Origin of the sequence: Pseudoduganella sp. R-31 (genome assembly GCF_049913235.1) — a bacterium.
GTDB lineage: Bacteria > Pseudomonadota > Gammaproteobacteria > Burkholderiales > Burkholderiaceae_D > Rugamonas.
Genome location: NZ_CP183986.1, coordinates 3,515,184 through 3,532,562, shown reverse-complemented (window position 1 = coordinate 3,532,562; position 17,379 = coordinate 3,515,184). Strand labels below are relative to the sequence as shown.

The 17,379-nt window shown below is 63.3% G+C and carries 15 protein-coding genes; 11 read left to right on the top strand and 4 right to left on the bottom strand.

The features are described 5' to 3' along the window. Nucleotides 1-5 precede the first annotated feature (5 nt). From ACN9MY_RS16195 to ACN9MY_RS16185, 3 genes are all read right to left on the bottom strand, one after another. Nucleotides 6-293: a hypothetical protein gene (locus ACN9MY_RS16195; RefSeq protein ID WP_426335743.1), complete on the bottom strand. Its 288-nt coding sequence runs from the start codon at nucleotides 291-293 to the stop codon at nucleotides 6-8. A gap of 1,410 nt (nucleotides 294-1,703) precedes the next feature. Then, nucleotides 1,704-2,222, bottom strand: coding sequence for a GNAT family N-acetyltransferase (locus ACN9MY_RS16190; RefSeq protein WP_426161415.1), 519 nt, complete (start codon nucleotides 2,220-2,222; stop codon nucleotides 1,704-1,706). Nucleotides 2,223-2,313: 91 nt separating this feature from the next. Then, nucleotides 2,314-2,772 carry a CBS domain-containing protein gene (locus ACN9MY_RS16185; protein WP_426161414.1) on the bottom strand — a complete coding sequence of 153 codons (459 nt, stop codon included), beginning with the start codon at nucleotides 2,770-2,772 and terminating at the stop codon, nucleotides 2,314-2,316. Nucleotides 2,773-2,917: 145 nt separating this feature from the next. Between ACN9MY_RS16185 and ACN9MY_RS16180 the strand changes: the two genes are divergently transcribed. Together ACN9MY_RS16180 and ACN9MY_RS16175 are read left to right on the top strand one after the other, a co-directional pair. Then, nucleotides 2,918-4,228, top strand: a complete 1,311-nt coding sequence (locus ACN9MY_RS16180) for an O-acetylhomoserine aminocarboxypropyltransferase (RefSeq protein ID WP_426335742.1) — start codon at nucleotides 2,918-2,920, stop codon at nucleotides 4,226-4,228. Nucleotides 4,229-4,230: 2 nt separating this feature from the next. Next, entirely contained in the window at nucleotides 4,231-5,019 is a 789-nt protein-coding gene (locus ACN9MY_RS16175) for an alpha/beta fold hydrolase (RefSeq protein WP_426335741.1), read from the top strand. 9 nt (nucleotides 5,020-5,028) lie between these two features. Here the strand turns inward: ACN9MY_RS16175 and ACN9MY_RS16170 are convergent, their stop codons facing one another. Continuing rightward, nucleotides 5,029-6,381: a YihY family inner membrane protein gene (locus ACN9MY_RS16170; RefSeq protein WP_426335740.1), complete on the bottom strand. Its 1,353-nt coding sequence runs from the start codon at nucleotides 6,379-6,381 to the stop codon at nucleotides 5,029-5,031. Nucleotides 6,382-6,434: 53 nt separating this feature from the next. On the opposite strand from ACN9MY_RS16170, the gene wrbA reads away from it, so the two are divergent. From wrbA to ACN9MY_RS16125, 9 genes are read left to right on the top strand one after another with little or no spacing between them, the layout of a single operon-like run. Next, nucleotides 6,435-7,049, top strand: a complete 615-nt coding sequence (gene wrbA / locus ACN9MY_RS16165) for an NAD(P)H:quinone oxidoreductase (RefSeq protein ID WP_426335739.1) — start codon at nucleotides 6,435-6,437, stop codon at nucleotides 7,047-7,049. Next, entirely contained in the window at nucleotides 7,042-7,443 is a 402-nt protein-coding gene (locus ACN9MY_RS16160) for a DUF2069 domain-containing protein (RefSeq protein ID WP_426317902.1), read from the top strand. Before wrbA ends, ACN9MY_RS16160 begins: the two co-directional genes overlap by 8 nt. Nucleotides 7,444-7,445: 2 nt before the next feature. Continuing rightward, nucleotides 7,446-8,858 carry an FAD-binding oxidoreductase gene (locus tag ACN9MY_RS16155; protein ID WP_426335738.1) on the top strand — a complete coding sequence of 471 codons (1,413 nt, stop codon included), beginning with the start codon at nucleotides 7,446-7,448 and terminating at the stop codon, nucleotides 8,856-8,858. After that, a complete protein-coding gene (locus ACN9MY_RS16150; RefSeq protein ID WP_426161408.1) occupies nucleotides 8,855-9,280 on the top strand; it encodes a DUF4124 domain-containing protein in 426 nt (141 codons plus the stop codon). The genes ACN9MY_RS16155 and ACN9MY_RS16150 overlap by 4 nt, the downstream gene beginning before the upstream one ends. Continuing rightward, entirely contained in the window at nucleotides 9,268-11,838 is a 2,571-nt protein-coding gene (locus ACN9MY_RS16145; protein ID WP_426335737.1) for an FtsX-like permease family protein, read from the top strand. Before ACN9MY_RS16150 ends, ACN9MY_RS16145 begins: the two co-directional genes overlap by 13 nt. Continuing rightward, nucleotides 11,838-12,905, top strand: coding sequence for a lipocalin-like domain-containing protein (locus ACN9MY_RS16140; RefSeq protein ID WP_426335736.1), 1,068 nt, complete (start codon nucleotides 11,838-11,840; stop codon nucleotides 12,903-12,905). The genes ACN9MY_RS16145 and ACN9MY_RS16140 overlap by 1 nt, the downstream gene beginning before the upstream one ends. A gap of 20 nt (nucleotides 12,906-12,925) precedes the next feature. Then, a complete protein-coding gene (locus tag ACN9MY_RS16135; RefSeq protein ID WP_426335735.1) occupies nucleotides 12,926-14,743 on the top strand; it encodes an ABC transporter transmembrane domain-containing protein in 1,818 nt (605 codons plus the stop codon). Between the two features lie 8 nt (nucleotides 14,744-14,751). Further along, a complete protein-coding gene (locus ACN9MY_RS16130) occupies nucleotides 14,752-15,831 on the top strand; it encodes a threonine aldolase family protein (RefSeq protein ID WP_426335734.1) in 1,080 nt (359 codons plus the stop codon). Further along, nucleotides 15,828-17,378 (top strand): DEAD/DEAH box helicase, encoded by a 1,551-nt coding sequence (locus tag ACN9MY_RS16125; protein WP_426335733.1) that lies wholly within the window; start codon nucleotides 15,828-15,830, stop codon nucleotides 17,376-17,378. The genes ACN9MY_RS16130 and ACN9MY_RS16125 overlap by 4 nt, the downstream gene beginning before the upstream one ends. Nucleotide 17,379: the final 1 nt, after the last annotated feature.

The window sequence follows — 17,379 nt, the reverse complement described above, 5'->3', positions numbered from 1 at the left end:
GCCTGCTACATTTCTGCGTCGTAGATTTCCCGACCGAGGGCAACTGAGAGCCTGGCGCAAAGTACAGTAAGCCATGAAGTCCATAGAGCGGCTTCCATTTTGCCGCAGAACTGGATGCCACTAGGCTCTACAGATGCCCAGATATATTTCTCATCGGCTTCGGTACCATACCATCGTGGAAGGTCGTCAGCTCCCAGCCAACCATCCATGTTCCGATAGATGTCTGAAACTATCTGCCATTCGCTTTCAGGAATGTCGTATCGAATATTAAGTGTGATTTCGTGATTCATCATTCAGGCCGCGTCTGTCGGTCACTGACATTTCAATTCAAGAACGCAGGAGGCGGCGAAGAGTGCGCACTTAAGATCGCCTTTAGCTCCGTTCGACACTTGGCTACGCTACCGTAAATTCCTTGCTCAGCCAAGTTCAATTCATCTTCAATAGACTCAAAAAGGCACCATAGCTCGTGCTTGCAGTTGATCTGCCCGCCGACATCGCAACTTGCTTAGCTGCCGTTATCGTTTGCCATAGCCGTGCCTCACTAGGCAGCTCATGGAGTAGAATGTATAGCAGCCACCGACCGGCTATTTCGAAATTAGCGTCGCCTTGGACGGAATTTAGATCACTGATCAATTGGGGTATCGGCTTATTCCAGGAAACTTCAATTATTTCACCAGGAGGCTCATCCATTTTATCGATTACCGATAACGCCCACGCGCGGACAAGATCAGGCTCGCATAGGCCAGCCTCAAGCCCGATGCGAAAAAACTGAGCGCAAGTAGCTAATGATGGGGTCATGAATTCTCTCTGCTGATTCTTGGGACGAGCCGCGCAATGAATGGCCGTCTGGTATTGGCCGTACTCAGCCACCAGCTTGTCCCAGTATTTCAATTTTTGACCATGCAGACTTAATACCCAAGGTGTCCATGTACGTCTGAAAGTCGACGTGCATTTCAACGCCCACTGCGTCCTGAGTGTGCCATGTTGCATCGCACTCATCGCAAAGAAATAACTGGGCGTTTAGCTCCGGGACGCGGACCCGTAAAATCACGCCTTGTCCGTCGCATCGAGGGCAAACCATTCGTCAAGTCCTTTGCACCAATATTTGCATCAACTCACTTCTGTCTGCTGCTGGCCGATTGTTCTCGTTCGTCGTGATGTAGGCACGAGCGCTCGCCGTCCGAATCCCTAGCCTCGATATTATGCTTGGAAGAGCAAATGAAGTGACGGGCCGTACCCAACCTTCCAATCCGCAAAACTTCCCAAAACGCCACAATTTGCGCAACGGTAGCCAACGTAAATCCATCGTACGTCGCTCTTGTCGTCGCAGAGTGCAAATGCTACCCCTAAGTTTGCTGTCTCGGATTTGCATTCGATGCATTTATACTTTTTCGGTCTTCCTTCCCAGTTTTCCTCGCTATCGCAAACAAACTTCTTCTTTCCACATTTCGCGCATGTTCTACGCACCGCGCCTTCGTCAGGAATCCAGTGTAGGGAGAAAATCTCTGAGCCGCATTCGCAAACGGACAAACGATGTTCGTGTATTGGATAGGACGACGCGAATAGCTGTTCGAGGTATGAGGTGATGTCTTTGGCCGACGTCCCTTTCCACCATTTTCCAGATGTATCAATTGTCATAGGTAAATTTGTGTGAGGCTCTATCACAGTCTAAGGGCGTCCGCTCTTGGCCGACTGGGGCCGAGTCACATGCACTCGCGCATGTAACTACCGATTACCTTTCCGTTCAGCTCAGTTTCCATTTCGAAGGTCATTCCTAAGCGCTCGGCAACGCGACGCGATGATTCATTGCCAGAACTGATAAGAGCCCGCACTTTCGGTTCGCGCCGCACCTCGAAAACATATTTCAAGACCGCCGCAGCCGCCTCGTTCGCAATTCCTTTCCCCCAGAATGCTCGATAGGTATTCCATCCCATTTCCATCACAGTTGATTGTTCGCGAAAGAAAGCTCCAACACTGCCTACAAGCTGGCCCGTTTGCTTATCCTCTATAGCCCACCATCCAGCTCCGTGGACGAGCCATAATCCAGCATGTGAAGTGAAGATTCTCCAAGCCGTCTGACGGTCAGCCGAGCCCAAGTGAACGGAGCTCTCCGGATTCATCAAATGGTCTGCAAATAAGTCGAAATCGGCGCGCCGATATTCGCGAAGAGTAAGCCTTTCTGTCTGAAGGTGCGGTACGGAAGTGGTGAACGCGTGATTCATCTGGGGCATCCTTTAATGGGTCACATGATCATGGCGGCAAACTCATAAAACAAAAGCCGCCCGCAGGCGGCTTCGCTTGCTGATAGAAGTGTCAGCTTTCCGACTTTTCCTCTTCCTCGGCCGGCCAGTCGCGGATATACGCCTTCAGCATGCGGTTCTCGAAGCTCTGCGCTTCCAGCACGGCACGGGCGACGTCGTAGAACGAGATCACACCCAGCAGGGTCTTGGCGTTCATCACCGGCAGGTAGCGCGCGTGCTTTTCCAGCATGATGCGGCGCACTTCATTGACTTCGGTGTCGGGGGTCACGGTGATCGGGTGGTCGTCCATGTGCTTGCGCACGGTGCCGCCGCCGACCGAGCCCTGGTTCGCGTGCAGCGCCTTCAGCACTTCGCGGAACGTGAGCATGCCGACCAGGTCACCATATTCCATCACCACCAGCGAACCGATGTCTTTTTCGGCCATGGTGTTCGCCGCTTCGACCAGCGGCTGGTCCGGAGTGATTGTATAGAGGATGTTCCCTTTGACTTGGAGGATTTCAGATACTTTCATTTTGGGCCGTCCTGTCCGGTGGTGATTATGGTTTTATTGTAAGCCTTACCATCGAATTTAGCGTATGCCAAGTGAAAAATCCAGAGTTGGATTAATCAAAACGCAACAGTATTCACGAGCTAAATAACACGATAGCATGGCAACCATGACAACGCCAAATTATCCCGGGTTCGATACCCTCGCCCTGCACGCGGGCGCCACGCCAGATCCGGCCACCGGCAGCCGCGCGACTCCCATCCATTTCACGTCATCCTTCGCTTTCCGCGACTCTGACCATGCAGCTGCCCTGTTCAATATGGAACGGGCCGGCCACGTATATTCGCGCATCTCCAACCCTACCAATGCGGTGTTGGAGGAGCGCATGGCGGCGCTGGAGGGCGGCGCGGCAGGCATTGCCACCGCCAGCGGCCAGGCGGCCATGCACCTTGGCCTGGCCACGATTGCCGGCGCGGGGTCGCATATTGTTGCGTCGCGGGCGCTGTACGGCGGCTCGCACAACCTGCTCGGTTATACGCTGAAGCGCTTCGGGATCGAGACCACTTTTGTCGATCCGCGCGACCTTGACGCATGGCGCTCTGCGATCCGGCCCAACACCAAGGTGCTGTTCGGCGAAACCCTGGGCAATCCGGGCCTGGATGTACTGGATATTCCCAACGTGGCGGCAATCGCCCACGAAGCGCACCTGCCGCTGATGGTCGACTCCACCTTCACCACGCCCTACCTCCTGCGGCCCTTCGAGCACGGCGCCGACCTGGTTTTCCATTCCGCCACCAAATTCCTGTGCGGGCATGGCACAGCGATCGGCGGCGTTCTGGTCGATGGCGGCACCTTCGACTGGCAGGCGGCCTACGAGGCGACCGGGCGTTTCGCCGAGCTGTGCGAACCGTATGACGGGTTCCACGGCATGGTGTTTGCCGAAGAATCGACTGTGGCTGCGTTTGCCCTGCGGGCGCGGCGCGAAGGCCTGCGCGACTTTGGGGCGGCCATGAGCCCGCACAATGCCTTTGCCATCCTGCAGGGCGTGGAAACGCTGGCGGTGCGCATGGACCGGCACGTGGCCAACACGCGGCGCGTGGCGGAATTCCTGCTATCCAACCAGGCTGTCGAGTCGATAATCTACCCGGAACTGGACAGCCATCCTGACCGCGCGCTGGCGGCCCAGCTGCTGCCCAAGGGCGCCGGCGCCGTCCTTTCCTTCACCTTGAAGGGTGACCGCGCGGCCGGCAAGCGCTTTGTCGACAGCCTGAAAGTGTTTTCGCACCTGGCCAACGTGGGCGATGCCCGTTCGCTGGTGATCCACCCTGCTTCGACCACGCATTTCCGCGTGCCGGCCGACCAGCTGGCGGCATCGGGGATTGCTGAAGGCACCATGCGCCTGTCGGTTGGACTGGAAGACGCCGACGACCTGCTCGAAGACCTGGCGCGCGGGCTCAAAGCCTCGCAGAAAGGGGCTTGAGCATGATGTTCGGCGATTCGTATTGCTATACGGGCGGCAAGGCCTTTGATCCGGGACTGCCGACGGTGGTCATGATCCATGGTGCGCAGAACGACCATTCGGTCTGGGCGCTGCAATCGCGCTACCTGGCGCATCACGGTTTTGGCGTGTTGGCGGTCGACTTGCCAGGCCATGGCCGCAGCCGTGGCGCCGCGCTGCGCAGCGTTGAGGAAATGGCCGCCTGGCTGCTTTCCCTGCTGGACGCTGCCGGCGTGGAAAAGGCCGCGCTGGTCGGGCACAGCATGGGCTCCCTGATCGCGCTGGAAGCCGCCTATCGCGCGCCACAGCGCATTACGCGACTGGCGCTGCTGGGGGCCACCTATCCCATGAAGGTTTCCGATGCGCTGCTGGGGGCTGCGCGCGAAGCCGAAGGCGACGCCATCGACATGGTCAACATCTGGTCGCACAGTTCGTACGCGCAGAAACCGTCCTGCCCCGGACCAGGCTTTTATGTCAGCGGAATGTCGAAGCGGCTGATGGAGCGCATTTCTGCCCAAGGCGAAGACCTGCTGTTCCACACTGATTTCACCGCTTGCAACAACTATGCGAACGGCGACTCGGCGGCAGCCAGTGTCAGCTGCCCGGTGCAGTTCATCTTTGGCAGCAAGGACATGATGACGCCCCCACGCAGCACCAAGGCCTTGCTGGCGGCGCTGCCGGGTGCGAAAACCGTGACGGTCGATGCCGGCCACCAGATGATGGCCGAGCAGCCGGATGCCGTGCTCGACGCGCTGCTGGCCTTCCTGCGCTAAACCCCGTCCTCAGGCGGCGCCGAAGTGCGCTGCCAACGTGGTGCCGAGGCCCGACTCCACCGCGGATTCGACCTGGCGCGCCAGGGTGGCGGCATCGCGGCTGGCCTGGCGGTCCGCTTCATCGTCCGAATCGGCCAGCACGCCGGCGTTGAGCGACATACCGCCAAATACGAACAGGCGGTAGACGTCCGCCACCGTGATCTTGTGGACGTTGGCCAGCAGCACCCAATTGTCCGCGCCTTCGCTGACACGCTTGCCGAACTGCACGCGCGGCGGCGGCGCCATCTTCACCTTCGCCACCCAGCCTGGCACCAGCATCTTTTGCAGCAAAGAGTCCATTTCGTCGAAGCCAAGACGGGTGCGCCCGCGCATCTCGGCCGAGCTGACGGCGGCGTTATCGCCCTGCTCCCGCGCCTCGTGCAGCACTTTCAGTACCGCCATGGCATCCACGAATTCACCGCCCGGCACCGCCTCGTGCCACCAGCGCTCGTACTTCACCACCGGCAGCGCCGCGGTCAGCAAGGCGCCCAGCAGCGTGATCAGCCAGGAAACATAGATCCACAGCAGGAACAAGGGCAGCGCCGCCAGGGCGCCATAGATCTTCGAATAGGTTGGCGCCTGCGTAATGAAGATCGCAAAGCCGCGCTTGGCCAATTCAAAGGACACCGCCGCCAGCGCGCCGCCGCAAATCGCGTCGCGCCAGTCCACCATCCGGTTCGGCACCGTGATGTAGAGGAAGGTAAAGGCCAGGGTGGTCAGCAGGACCGACAGCAGCGTATAGAAAACCGGCCCGGTCACCGTGCCAACCAGGCCGCTGGTGGCATCGAACAGGTGGGTCGAGAGGCTGATCGACACGCCGATCAGCAAGGGGCCAAGGGTGATCAGCGCCCAGTACACCAGCACGCGCCGCACCAGGCGGCGTTCGGTCTTGACGCGCCAGATGCGGTTGAAGGCGCGCTCGATCATGCTCATCATCGCGACGGAAGTGAGCACCAGGGTTACCGCGCCCACCGCCGACAGCCGCGTCGCCTTGGCCGCAAACGTCGTCAGGTAGCCCAGGATGGTGCTGGAAATCGCTTTGGGCATCACGCTCTTGATGAAATACGCTTCCAGCGCAGTGCGGAAGGAATTGAACATCGGGAATGTGGTGAAGATGGCCAGCGCAATCGTCAGGACGGGCACCAACGCAAAAACGGTAGTAAATGTCAGGCCGCCAGCCACCTGGGGCAGGCTTTCCTCGCGCAGGCGGCGGCGCCCGAACTGGATCAGGTCATGCAGTTCGCCCCACGAGAGCGCACGCAGTTCAGCCACGCCTTTTGTGCAGGCGCGTGCTACGTTGGTATAGAGGGACTTAAAAACCATCAGTGAAGCTTATTAGTCATGCAACTTGTGTAAAGGGCCATATAATAGCAACGATGAACAGAACTAACCTCACAATTCTAATTTTGTATTATTCAAGGCACGGATCCGTGCGCAAGCTGGCGGAAATGATTGCCCAAGGCGTTGAATCCGTACCGGGCTGCGATGCCCGCCTGCGTACCGTGCCGGCCGTTTCCACCGTGACGGAAGCGACCGAGCCGGAAGTGCCGCTGGATGGCGCGCCGTATGTCGAATTGCAGGACCTCGAGCAGTGCGACGCCCTGGCGCTGGGCTCCCCCACCCGCTTCGGCAACATGGCAGCGGCCATGAAGTATTTTTGGGACGGGACGTCGGCGCAGTGGCTGTCCGGCACCCTGTCCGGCAAGCCGGCCTGCGTTTTCACCTCGACCGGCAGCCAGCACGGCGGCCAGGAGTCGACCTTGCTGACGATGATGGTGCCGTTGCTGCACCATGGGATGATGGTCATGGGCCTGCCCTACACCCATCCCGAACTGATGACGACGACCAGCGGCGGCTCGCCATACGGCGCCAGCCACTGGTCGGGACTGGACGGCAAGAAGCCGTTCACGGAAGATGAGAAACGCCTGGCGATCGCGATGGGTCGCCGGCTGGCCGAAGCGGCCATCAAGCTGCGGGGACGAAATGAATAGCACGAAGCATAAACTTTTCCATTGGGGCGCCATCGCCAGCCTGGCTTTGCTCATCATGTGGAGCGTGGCCTGGGAAATGTGGTTGTCTCCGTTGAAACCGGGCGGCTCCTGGCTGGTACTGAAGGCGGTACCGCTGCTGTTCCCGCTGCTGGGCGTTATCAAGCGCGATATCTATACGCTGCAGTGGACCTCGATGATGATCCTGGTCTACTTCATCGAAGGCGTGGTACGCGCTTACGGCGACAAGGTCACGCCATGGCTCGGCTGGGGCGAAGTTGCCATTGTCGTGGTGTACTTCCTGTGCGCCATCCTTTATGTGCAGCCTTATAAGAAGGCGGCCAGGCAGGCCGCCCGCGAATTGCTGGAAAAGGTCAACACCAGCAAGACCAAGTAAACATGGATAATTCCGCTTTCCTGGGCGCTTGCCGCGCTCTGCTCGGCGACGCCCACGTCATTTCCGGCGAAGCGGATATGGCGCCCTTTCTGCGCGACTGGCGCGGACGTTTCACCGGCCGCGCGCTGGCTGTGCTGCGGCCGGCCGATACCGAACAAGTCGCCACCACGGTCAAGCTGTGCGTGGCAGCGCGCATTCCGATCGTGCCGCAAGGCGGTAACACGGGACTGGTACTGGGCAGCGTGCCCGATGCCAGCGGAAGCGCCGTGGTGCTGTCGCTCGCGCGCATGCAGAAGGTGCGCCAGGTCGACGCGGTCAACCGCACCATGACGGTCGACGCCGGCGTGATCCTGCAACGAGCACAGGAAGCAGCGGCCGAACAAGGCTGCCTGTTCCCGCTCTCGCTGGCGGCGGAAGGCAGTTGCACCATTGGCGGCAACCTGTCCACCAATGCCGGCGGCACCGGCGTGCTCCGCTACGGCAACACGCGTGAACTCTGCCTGGGGCTGGAAGTCGTCACGCCGCAGGGCGAGGTCTGGTCCGGCCTGCGCGGCCTGCGCAAGGACAATACCGGCTACGACCTGCGCGACCTGTTCATCGGCGCCGAAGGCACGCTGGGCATCATTACCGGCGCGGTGCTCAAGCTATACCCGCAACCCAAGGCTTCGGTCACGGCGCTGGCGGCGATGGAATCGCCGGCGGCCGCACTGCGGCTGCTGTCGATCATGCAGGACCATTGCGGCGCGAGCCTGACCGGCTTCGAGCTGATGTCGGCCTTTTGCATGCGCCTGGTGGCCAAGCATTTCCCGGCGCTGCCGCAGCCGCTGGCCGACGGACATGCGCAATACGCCCTACTGGAACTGTCCAGCAGCGAATCGGAGGCCCATGCGGCGGCGCTGCTCGAGCGCGCACTTGGCGCGGCGCTTGGCGAAGGCGTGGTACAGGACGCGGTGGTTGCCAGCTCCGCAGCGCAATCGCGCGGGCTGTGGGACCTGCGCGAGCATATTCCACTGGCCCAGGCAGCCGACGGCAAGAACATCAAGCATGATATTTCGCTGCCGGTTTCCTCGATTGCCGACTTCATCGCCGGCACGGAACCGAAGTTGCAGGCCGCTTTCCCCGGTTGCCAGCTGGTGTGTTTTGGCCACCTGGGCGATGGCAACCTGCATTTCAACGTCGCGCCGCCGGCTGGTGTAGCGAACGAAGACTTCCTGCATAGCCAGGAGGCCGTCAACCGCGTCGTGCACGATGCCGTGGCAGCCTATGGCGGCTCGATTTCGGCCGAGCACGGGATTGGCGCCTTGAAGCGTGACGAACTGGCGCGCTACAAGTCGCCGGTAGAGTTGAACCTGATGCGGGCCATCAAGGCCGCATTGGATCCTTTGGGCCTGATGAATCCAGGGAAAGTCCTATGAAACTCCTGCCCTTGCTGCTGTTGGCGACGGTGCTGCCCGCAGGCGCGCAAGCCCTGCACAAGTGCACCGTCGATGGAAAAGTGAGCTACTCGCAGCAGCCATGCGAGAAAGGCGTCGCCAGCACGATCGCCGTGCCGTCGGCGCCGGCGCCCGATCCCGCTGCCGCAGCGGACCTGAAGCGCCAGGAACGCGAAGCCGAGAAAATGGCCAGCCAGCGCCGCAAAAAGGAGGCGCGCGAGGAGCGTGAAAGCCTGGCCGAGGCACGGGCCGTGGCCAGCCATAACAAGAAATGCAAGAAACTCCAGATGCAGCACAAATGGGCGGAGGAAGATGCGCGCGGCGCCACGCTCCAGAACACCGAACGCGCCAGGCTGAAAGCGAAACGCGCCGCAGACATGTACCACCTGGAATGCGGCGGCTGACGCGCTGGCTGGCCATTGGCGAGTGGCGCGCGCACCCGGTGCGGGCGCTGACCGCTATTGCAGCGATTGCAATCGGGGTGGCGCTGGGGTTTGCCATCCACCTCGTCAACGCAGCTGCGCTGAACGAGTTCACTACCGCTGTCCACAGTTTGTCGGGGCAGGCAGATATCCAGGTCAGCGGGACCGAAGCCACGTTCGATGAGGCGGCCTACCCGATCCTCGCGCGCCTGCCGGAAGTGGCTGTCGCCTCGCCGGTGCTTGAATTCGACGCTTCCTTGCCCGGTGCGCGGCAAGCGCTGAAAATCATCGGCCTTGACGTGTTCCGGGCGGGCTTTATCACGCCGGACCTGATTGGTGCACCGGAAGAAGACCTGCCCTACGACACGCTGGCTGACGACGCGATCTTCCTGTCGCCCGCGGCGATGAATTGGCTGCAATCGCGGCCCGGCGGCGAACTTCGGCTCCAGGCAGGCAGCCAAGTCGCCGTGCTGCGCGTCGCCGGTTCGCTGCAACGTGCGCGCGTGGGGCAGCGTTTTGCGGTGATGGATATTGCTGCGGCGCAGTGGCATTTCCAGCGGCTGGGCAAGTTGTCGCGCGTCGATTTGAAGTTGCGCGATGGCGTCGATCGCGGCGCATTCGAACGCTCGCTGTCCGCACGGCTGGAACGCGAGTTCCCGGGCCGCTTCCGGGTAGGGCAACCGAATGATGCGGAGCAGGAAAGCCGCAATGCGAATTTGAGCCGGGCCTATCGAGTCAACCTGAGTGTGCTGGCGCTGGTCGCCTTGTTCACCGGCGCCTTCCTCGTATTTTCGTCGCAGGCCTTGTCGGTGCTGCGGCGTCGCAGCGAGTTTGCGCTGCTGCGGGTATTGGGGCTGGAACGCCGGCAGTTGATCCGCCAGGTGCTGCTGGAAGGCGCTCTGCTGGGCAGCATCGGTTCGGCGCTCGGCGTGGCTGGCGGCTATGCGCTGGCCGCTGCCGTGCTGCGGCTGTTTGGCGGAGACCTTGGAGCGGGCTACTTTGCCGGCGTCCAGCCAAGCGTGCAGTGGGCTCCGGTTGCGGCGCTGGCCTACTTCGGGCTGGGACTGGGCGTGGCCTTGCTTGGCGGCCTGGCGCCAGCCTTCGACGCGGCGCGCGCGCGGCCTGCCGTGGCGCTCAAGGCCGGCACGGACGAAACTGCGCTGCGGCCGCTGTCGCGTCCCTGGCCCGGACTGGCCTGCCTTGGCGCAGCCGGCGCCATGACCTTCGCGCCGCCGGTACTGGAGTTGCCGGTCTTTGGCTACCTGTCGATCGCCCTGCTTCTCATTGGCGCCATTGCCCTGATGCCGCGGCTGTCCGGCATTGCCTTCGCCGCACTCTCCCGCCATGCGGCATCCAGCCGCGCGGCCCCGCGCCCGACCGCCAGCCCGGCAGCGGCAAGTCCCGTGTTCGCACTGGCGCTGGCCCGGCTTGCCAATGCATCGGGCCAGGCCGGCATAGCACTGGGCGGGGTGCTGGCGAGTTTCAGCCTGATGGTGGCGATGGCCATCATGGTAGCGAGCTTCCGTACCTCGGTGGATGAATGGGTGCTGCGCATCCTGCCGGCCGACGTGTACGCACGCAGCGCATCGGCCGGCGCCACCGGCGGCCTCTCGCCCGCCGAGCAGGATGCGTTGCGCGCCGTTCCCGGCATCGCCCGCATCGAATTCCTGCGCGTACGCTCGGTCTCCCTGGCGCCCGACCGTGCCAACATCGCCGTGCTGGCGCGCGATGTCGACCCGGCCGATCCTGATCGCGCAATGGTCCTCGTCGAGGGGACGGCTCATGCGGCGACCGCGCTGCCGCCGGCCTGGGTCTCGGAAGCCATGTCCGACCTGTACGGCCTGCGCCCCGGCGCCACGCTGCGCCTGCCGCTGCAGGGCAAGCTGCGCGAGTTCCACGTCGCCGGCGTCTGGCGCGACTACGCCCGCGCCGGAGGCGCCGTCATCGTGCGCCGCTCCGATTACATTGCCATGACCGGCGACCGCGACGCCGGCGACGCCGCCATCTGGCTGGCCAAGAACGCCAGCGCAGCCCAGGTACAGCAAAGCATCCGCAAGCTGCCCTTCGGCGAACTGGTCGAAACCAGCGTTCCCTCCGAGATCCGCAACCTGACGCTGAAAATCTTCGACCGCAGCTTCGCAGTGACGTACCTGCTGGAAGCGATCGCCATCGTCATCGGCCTGTTTGGCGTCGCCACCACATTCTCGGCCCAGACGCTGGCACGGGCCCGCGAGTTCGGCATGCTGCGCCATGTTGGCGTCACGCGCGGCCAGGTGCTGGGCATCCTCGCGCTGGAAGGTGCCGCCTTGACCACCCTCGGCATCCTGGCCGGCTTCGCCCTCGGCTGGGTCATCAGCCTGGTGCTGGTCCACGTCATCAACCCGCAATCTTTCCACTGGACGATGCAGATGCACTATCCCTGGCCGCTGCTGGCGACCGTCGCCCTGGCCCTGCTGCTGTCGTCGGCAGCAACTGCGCTCATCGCAGGCCGGCAGGCCCTGTCCGGCGGTCCAATCCGCGCCGTGAGGGAGGACTGGTGATGCGCGCCCTGCTTTGCCTCCTGCTCGCGCTGGCTGTCAACCTGCCGTTGAAGGCAGCCGACTTCACGCCGGTCACGCCTGGCGTCCAGCTCCAGTTCCCGCGCGACTTCGGCGCCCACCCCGGCTTCAAGACCGAATGGTGGTACGCCACCGGCTGGCTCGGCACCGCCGACGGCCGCCAGCTCGGCTACCAGGTCACCTTCTTCCGCAGCAGCACGGGACATGGCCGCGACAACCCGAGCCGGTTTGCACCGAAGGACATCATCGTCGCGCACGTCGCGCTGTCCGATCCGGCGCAAGGCAAGCTGCTGCACGACCAGCGCACTGCGCGCGCGGGCTTCGGCCTGGCCGGCGCATCCACCGAGGACACCAGCGTGCACCTGGATGGCTGGCGCATGGAGCGCGCCGAAGACGGCACTTATCAGATCGACATCGAAGCCGCGGCCTTCACGCTGGCGCTGAAGCTGCAGCCCACCCAGCCCGTCCTGCTGCAAGGCGACGCCGGCTTTTCCCGCAAAGGCCCCAGGCCGGAACAGGCGAGTTATTACTATAGCAAGCCGCAACTGGGCACCAGCGGCACCCTCACCCGCCGCGGAGCCGCGCCACAGGCCGTGCAAGGCGTCACCTGGCTCGATCACGAATGGTCAAGCCAGGTGCTCGATCCCGCAGCCGCCGGTTGGGACTGGACCGGCATCAACCTCGATGATGGCGGCGCCCTGATGGCATTCCAGATCAGGGACCGCCAAGGTGCTAAACTATGGGCCCACGCGACATGGCGCGATGCATCCGGTAAGATCACGCACTATTCGCAGGACCAGGTCAGTTTTACTCCGCAGCAGCGATGGAAATCGCCGCATACGCAAGCCGAGTATCCCGTCGCCGCCCTGATATCCACCGGCCCCGAACAGTGGCAGGTCAGTCCTTTGCAGCAGGACCAGGAACTGGATTCGCGCCGTTCGACCGGCGCCGTGTATTGGGAGGGCGCTGTGACCGTCACGCGCGGCGGCAAACCGGCGGGGCGCGGCTACCTGGAGTTGACGGGCTATGTCCGTCCGATGAAACTTTGAACAAGAACGTAGAATACGCAATGAGCACCACCGACAACGGCCAGCCTGAAGCCCGAGAACTCAAGAAAGGCAGCCTGGCCGCCTTCAAGGGCTTGCTGCCCTTCCTCAAGCCTTACCGCAACCGTTTCATCATCGCAGGCATTGCGCTGGTGGTCGCCGCCGCTTCCACGCTGGCGATTCCCTACGCCTTCAAGCAGATGATCGACCTGGGCTTCGGCGCCAATGCCGGCGTGCGCAGCGCAACCCACGTTAACGAAGTGTTCCTGGCCCTGTTCGCAGTCGCTACGATCTTGGCGCTGGCGACGGCGGCGCGCTTCTACAGCGTGTCCTGGCTCGGCGAACGCGTCACCGCCGACATCCGCAACGCCGTGTATTCCCACGTGGTGCAGCAAAGCCCCGAATTCTTCGAAACCACCAAGACCGGCGAAGTATTGTCGCGCCTGACCACCGACACCACCCTGATCCAGAGCGTCGTCGGCACCAGCATTTCGATGGCCTTGCGGAATGTGCTGCTCTTCCTCGGCGGCCTGGTGATGCTGTTTATTACCAGCCCCAAGCTGTCCTCCATCATCATCGGCCTGCTGGTGCTGACCGTGCTGCCGATCGTGATGTTTGGCCGCCGCGTACGCAAGCTGTCGCGCGACTCCCAGGACCGGGTGGCCGATGCTTCGGCCATGGCCGGCGAAATCCTGAACGCCATGCCGACCGTGCAAGCCTTTACCCATGAAGGGCTGGAAGCGAAGCGCTTTGGCGGCTCCGTCGAAGGTGCGTTCAGCACCGCCATGCGCCGCATCCAGGCGCGTGCTTTCCTGACCATGCTGGCGATCGTGCTGGTATTCGGCACCATCGTTTTCGTGCTGTGGCTGGGCGCCCACGCGGTGCTGGAGGGGACCATGACGGGCGGCGACCTGGGCCAGTTCATCCTGTACGCCTCCATCGTTGCGGGCGCGATCGGCGCGCTGTCCGAGGTCATGGGAGAAGCCCAGCGTGCTGCCGGCGCGACCGAGCGACTGCTCGAATTGCTGGCCGTGCGCTCCGACATCCAGAACCCGGCGCAACCGCAAGCCCTGCCGCCGCGCGCCGCCAATGGCGCGGCCCTGAGCTTGTCCGAGGTATCGTTCAGCTATCCTTCGCGCCCCGACACGCTGGCGCTGGACCACGTGACGCTCGATATCAAGCCGGGCGAAACCGTTGCCGTGGTTGGCCCCTCCGGCGCCGGCAAGACCACCCTGTTCCAGATGCTGCTGCGATTCTACGATCCGCAATCGGGCGCGATCCGCCTGGACGGCACCGACATCCGCCTGCTGGACCTGCATACCCTGCGCGGCGCCATCGGCATCGTGCCGCAGGATACGGTGATTTTCTCGGCCGACGCGATGGAAAACATCCGCTATGGCCGTGCCGATGCAACCGACCAGGAAGTGATCCAGGCCGCACGCCTGGCTGCCGCCCACGAATTTATCGAACGCCTGCCTAACGGCTACAAGTCCTTCCTGGGCGAGCGCGGCGTGCGCCTGTCCGGCGGCCAACGCCAGCGCATTGCAATTGCCCGCGCCCTGCTGAAAAACCCGCCGCTGCTCCTGCTCGACGAAGCCACCAGCGCCCTGGATGCCGAATCCGAACGCCTGGTGCAGGGCGCCCTGGAGGCAGCCATGGTCGGCCGTACCACGATCATCATCGCGCACCGCCTGGCCACCGTGCAGCGCGCCGATCGCATCATCGTCATGGAAGACGGCAAGATCGTCGAAACCGGCACCCACCAGTCGCTGGTGGCGCTGGGCGGCATCTATGCCAACCTGGCGGCGCTGCAGTTCCACCACGTCCACGTCACCCATTGAGGCGCAACGTGAGCGACGCCGAACTGCGCCAGGGTTGCCACACCGTCCTGCCAGACCATCCCCAGCCTTCGCCGGCGCAGGTCTTTGGCGCCATGTCCGCCTGGTGCGAAGCCCACGGCATCGCCCATGACGTGTATGGCGAGGGTGAACTGATCCAGTCTTTCGAGCAGAAAGTCGCCGAGGTGCTGGGCTTCGAGGCCGCGGCCTTCTGCGTCACCGGCACCATGACCCAGGTCACGGCACTGCGCCTGGCCTGCATGGAGCGCGGCAGCCGCCTGGTGGGCCTGCACCCGACAGCGCACATCTTCAAGCATGAACGCAGCAACCACCAGCTGTTGGACCACTTCCAGGCCATCCAGCTGGGCGACCTGCACCGCCCCTTCACGCTCGCAGATTTGCAGGCCGTGCCCGACCGGCTGGCAGCCGTGGCGCTCGAACTGCCGGCGCGTGAACTGGGCGGCCAGTCGCCGCGTTGGGACGAGCTGGCGGCGATCAAGTCCCACTGCCGCGAACATGGCATCCATTTGCACATGGATGGCGCGCGCCTGTGGGAGGCTGCTGCCGGCTACGGCCGAGCGCCGGCCGAGGTGGCGGCGGGCTTCGATAGCGTCTACGTTTCGCTGTACAAGGGCATCGGCGGCCTGGGCGGCGCCATGCTGCTGGGCAGCCGTGACTTCATCGCCCGTGCGCAGGAATGGTTTCGCCGCCAGGGCGGCAACGTGATCCACCGCACGCCCTACGTGGTCAGCGCTGCCATGCAGTTCGATGCACGGCTGGCGGCCATGCCCGAATATTTCCGCCGTACGCAATGGCTGTACGACACCTTGCGCGACTACCCCCGGCTGCGCGCCAATCCTGCGCGGCCGCATGCGAACATGTTGCATATCCATGTGCCGGTCGAGCGCGACCGCCTGCTGCAGATCCGCAACGAGATCGCTGCGCAGCATGGCGTGTGGCTGCTCAACCGCGCAGCCCACGCGCAACTGTCCGGCGCCAGCTATACCGAATGGTATGTCGGCGATAACCTGCTTGCACTATCGGACGAACAAGTCCGCCAAGCCCTCACTTTATGGAGCGACGCGCTATGAGTTTTGCTTCGCTGGACCTGATTGACGGGCTCCTTCGCACACTCGATTCGATCGGCTACAAGACGCCGACGCCAATTCAGAAACAAGCCATTCCCGCAATCCTGGCCGGCCGCGACCTGCTGGCCGCCGCACAAACCGGTACCGGCAAGACCGCCGCTTTCGCCCTGCCCCTGCTGCAGCGCCTGGCCATGGAAGGCGACCAGGCCGCCCCCAACCACGCGCGCTGCCTGGTGCTGGTTCCGACGCGCGAACTGGCCGACCAGGTGTACCAGAGCTTCCATACGTACGGCTTCAACTTGCCGCTGCGTTCCGCTGTCGCCTATGGCGGCGTGCCGATCGAGCCGCAGCTGGCAAAACTGCGCAAGGGACTGGATGTGCTGGTGGCCACGCCCGGCCGCCTGCTCGACCTCCATCGCAAAGGTGCGTTGGAGTTCGGCCAGTTGACCGCCCTGGTGCTGGACGAAGCCGACCGCATGCTGGACCTGGGCTTTGCAGCCGACCTGGATTTGCTGTTTGCCGCACTCCCGGTCGAGCGCCAGACCCTGCTGTTCTCGGCCACCATGCCGGAATCAATCCGGGCGATGGCCAGGCAGTTGCTGCGCGACCCGCTCACCGTCCAGGCCAGCACTCCTAACACGGCAGCGCGCACCGTGCGCCAGCTGGTGTTCACCACCGACAAGCGCAGCAAGCCGGAGCTGTTCGTGCACCTGCTGCGCAAGGAGGGCTGGGGCCAGGTCCTGGTCTTCGTCAAGACACGCAAGGGTGTCGAGCAGTTGCTTGGCCTGTTGCAGGGCCAAGGCATCCCGGCCGATTCAATCCATGGCGACAAGCCGCAGCTGGCACGCATCAAGGCGCTGAAGCGCTTCAAGGCCAACGATGTGCAGATCCTGGTGGCGACCGACGTTGCAGCCCGGGGCCTGGATATCGAAGCCCTGCCGCTGGTGGTCAATTTCGACCTGCCGACCGTGGCCGAGGATTATGTCCACCGCATCGGCCGCACCGGCCGTGCCGGCGCCGAGGGTGAGGCAGTGTCGCTCGTTTGCGCCGACGAAGTCGAACTGCTGCGTGCAATCGAAAAGCTGACAGGCGCGGTCTTGCCGCGTCAGGAAGAAGCGGGCTTCGAGGCGGACCATCGCGTGCCTTCGACCGGCACGCCGAGCGCGCCCGCATCACGGACCGCCGGCGCCAGGCCTGCCCGCGGCGCAACCAGGCCGGCCAAAGGGACGGCAACCGGCCCCACGCAGCGAGCGGCCGCCAAGCAGCAGCCAGCCCGCGATGACACCCCTCGTCCGGCAGGCGGTTTCGGCGGGCTGAAAGAAGAACTGCCGCCAAAGGAAAAAGAACGCTCGCGCGGACCAATCTATGGCGCACGCGCCGGAAGCCCCGGCGCCGGCAGGGGCGCTAACGGAAACCGCGGCGACGCTGGCGCCGTGGGCCCGAGTGGCGGCGGCAAAGTCGTGGTGACCGCCACGCGCGGCGCCAAGTCGGCAGCACGCGCCGCCGGCCGCGCAGCTTCCAAGCCCGGCGGCCGCGGCAACAAACGATAAA

Excerpts from the sequence above, each read along its gene's own strand:
- ACN9MY_RS16140 (WP_426335736.1), top strand. The coding sequence starts at position 11,838 with ATGCGCGCCCTGCTTTGCCTCCTGCTCGCGCTGGCTGTCAACCTGCCG.
- ACN9MY_RS16180 (WP_426335742.1), top strand. The coding sequence starts at position 2,918 with ATGACAACGCCAAATTATCCCGGGTTCGATACCCTCGCCCTGCACGCG.
- ACN9MY_RS16125 (WP_426335733.1), top strand. The coding sequence starts at position 15,828 with ATGAGTTTTGCTTCGCTGGACCTGATTGACGGGCTCCTTCGCACACTC.
- ACN9MY_RS16160 (WP_426317902.1), top strand. The coding sequence starts at position 7,042 with ATGAATAGCACGAAGCATAAACTTTTCCATTGGGGCGCCATCGCCAGC.
- wrbA (WP_426335739.1), top strand. The coding sequence starts at position 6,435 with ATGAACAGAACTAACCTCACAATTCTAATTTTGTATTATTCAAGGCAC.
- ACN9MY_RS16175 (WP_426335741.1), top strand. The coding sequence starts at position 4,231 with ATGATGTTCGGCGATTCGTATTGCTATACGGGCGGCAAGGCCTTTGAT.
- ACN9MY_RS16155 (WP_426335738.1), top strand. The coding sequence starts at position 7,446 with ATGGATAATTCCGCTTTCCTGGGCGCTTGCCGCGCTCTGCTCGGCGAC.
- ACN9MY_RS16195 (WP_426335743.1), bottom strand. The coding sequence starts at position 293 with ATGATGAATCACGAAATCACACTTAATATTCGATACGACATTCCTGAA.
- ACN9MY_RS16145 (WP_426335737.1), top strand. The coding sequence starts at position 9,268 with ATGCGGCGGCTGACGCGCTGGCTGGCCATTGGCGAGTGGCGCGCGCAC.
- ACN9MY_RS16185 (WP_426161414.1), bottom strand. The coding sequence starts at position 2,772 with ATGAAAGTATCTGAAATCCTCCAAGTCAAAGGGAACATCCTCTATACA.
- ACN9MY_RS16190 (WP_426161415.1), bottom strand. The coding sequence starts at position 2,222 with ATGAATCACGCGTTCACCACTTCCGTACCGCACCTTCAGACAGAAAGG.
- ACN9MY_RS16150 (WP_426161408.1), top strand. The coding sequence starts at position 8,855 with ATGAAACTCCTGCCCTTGCTGCTGTTGGCGACGGTGCTGCCCGCAGGC.
- ACN9MY_RS16135 (WP_426335735.1), top strand. The coding sequence starts at position 12,926 with ATGAGCACCACCGACAACGGCCAGCCTGAAGCCCGAGAACTCAAGAAA.
- ACN9MY_RS16170 (WP_426335740.1), bottom strand. The coding sequence starts at position 6,381 with ATGGTTTTTAAGTCCCTCTATACCAACGTAGCACGCGCCTGCACAAAA.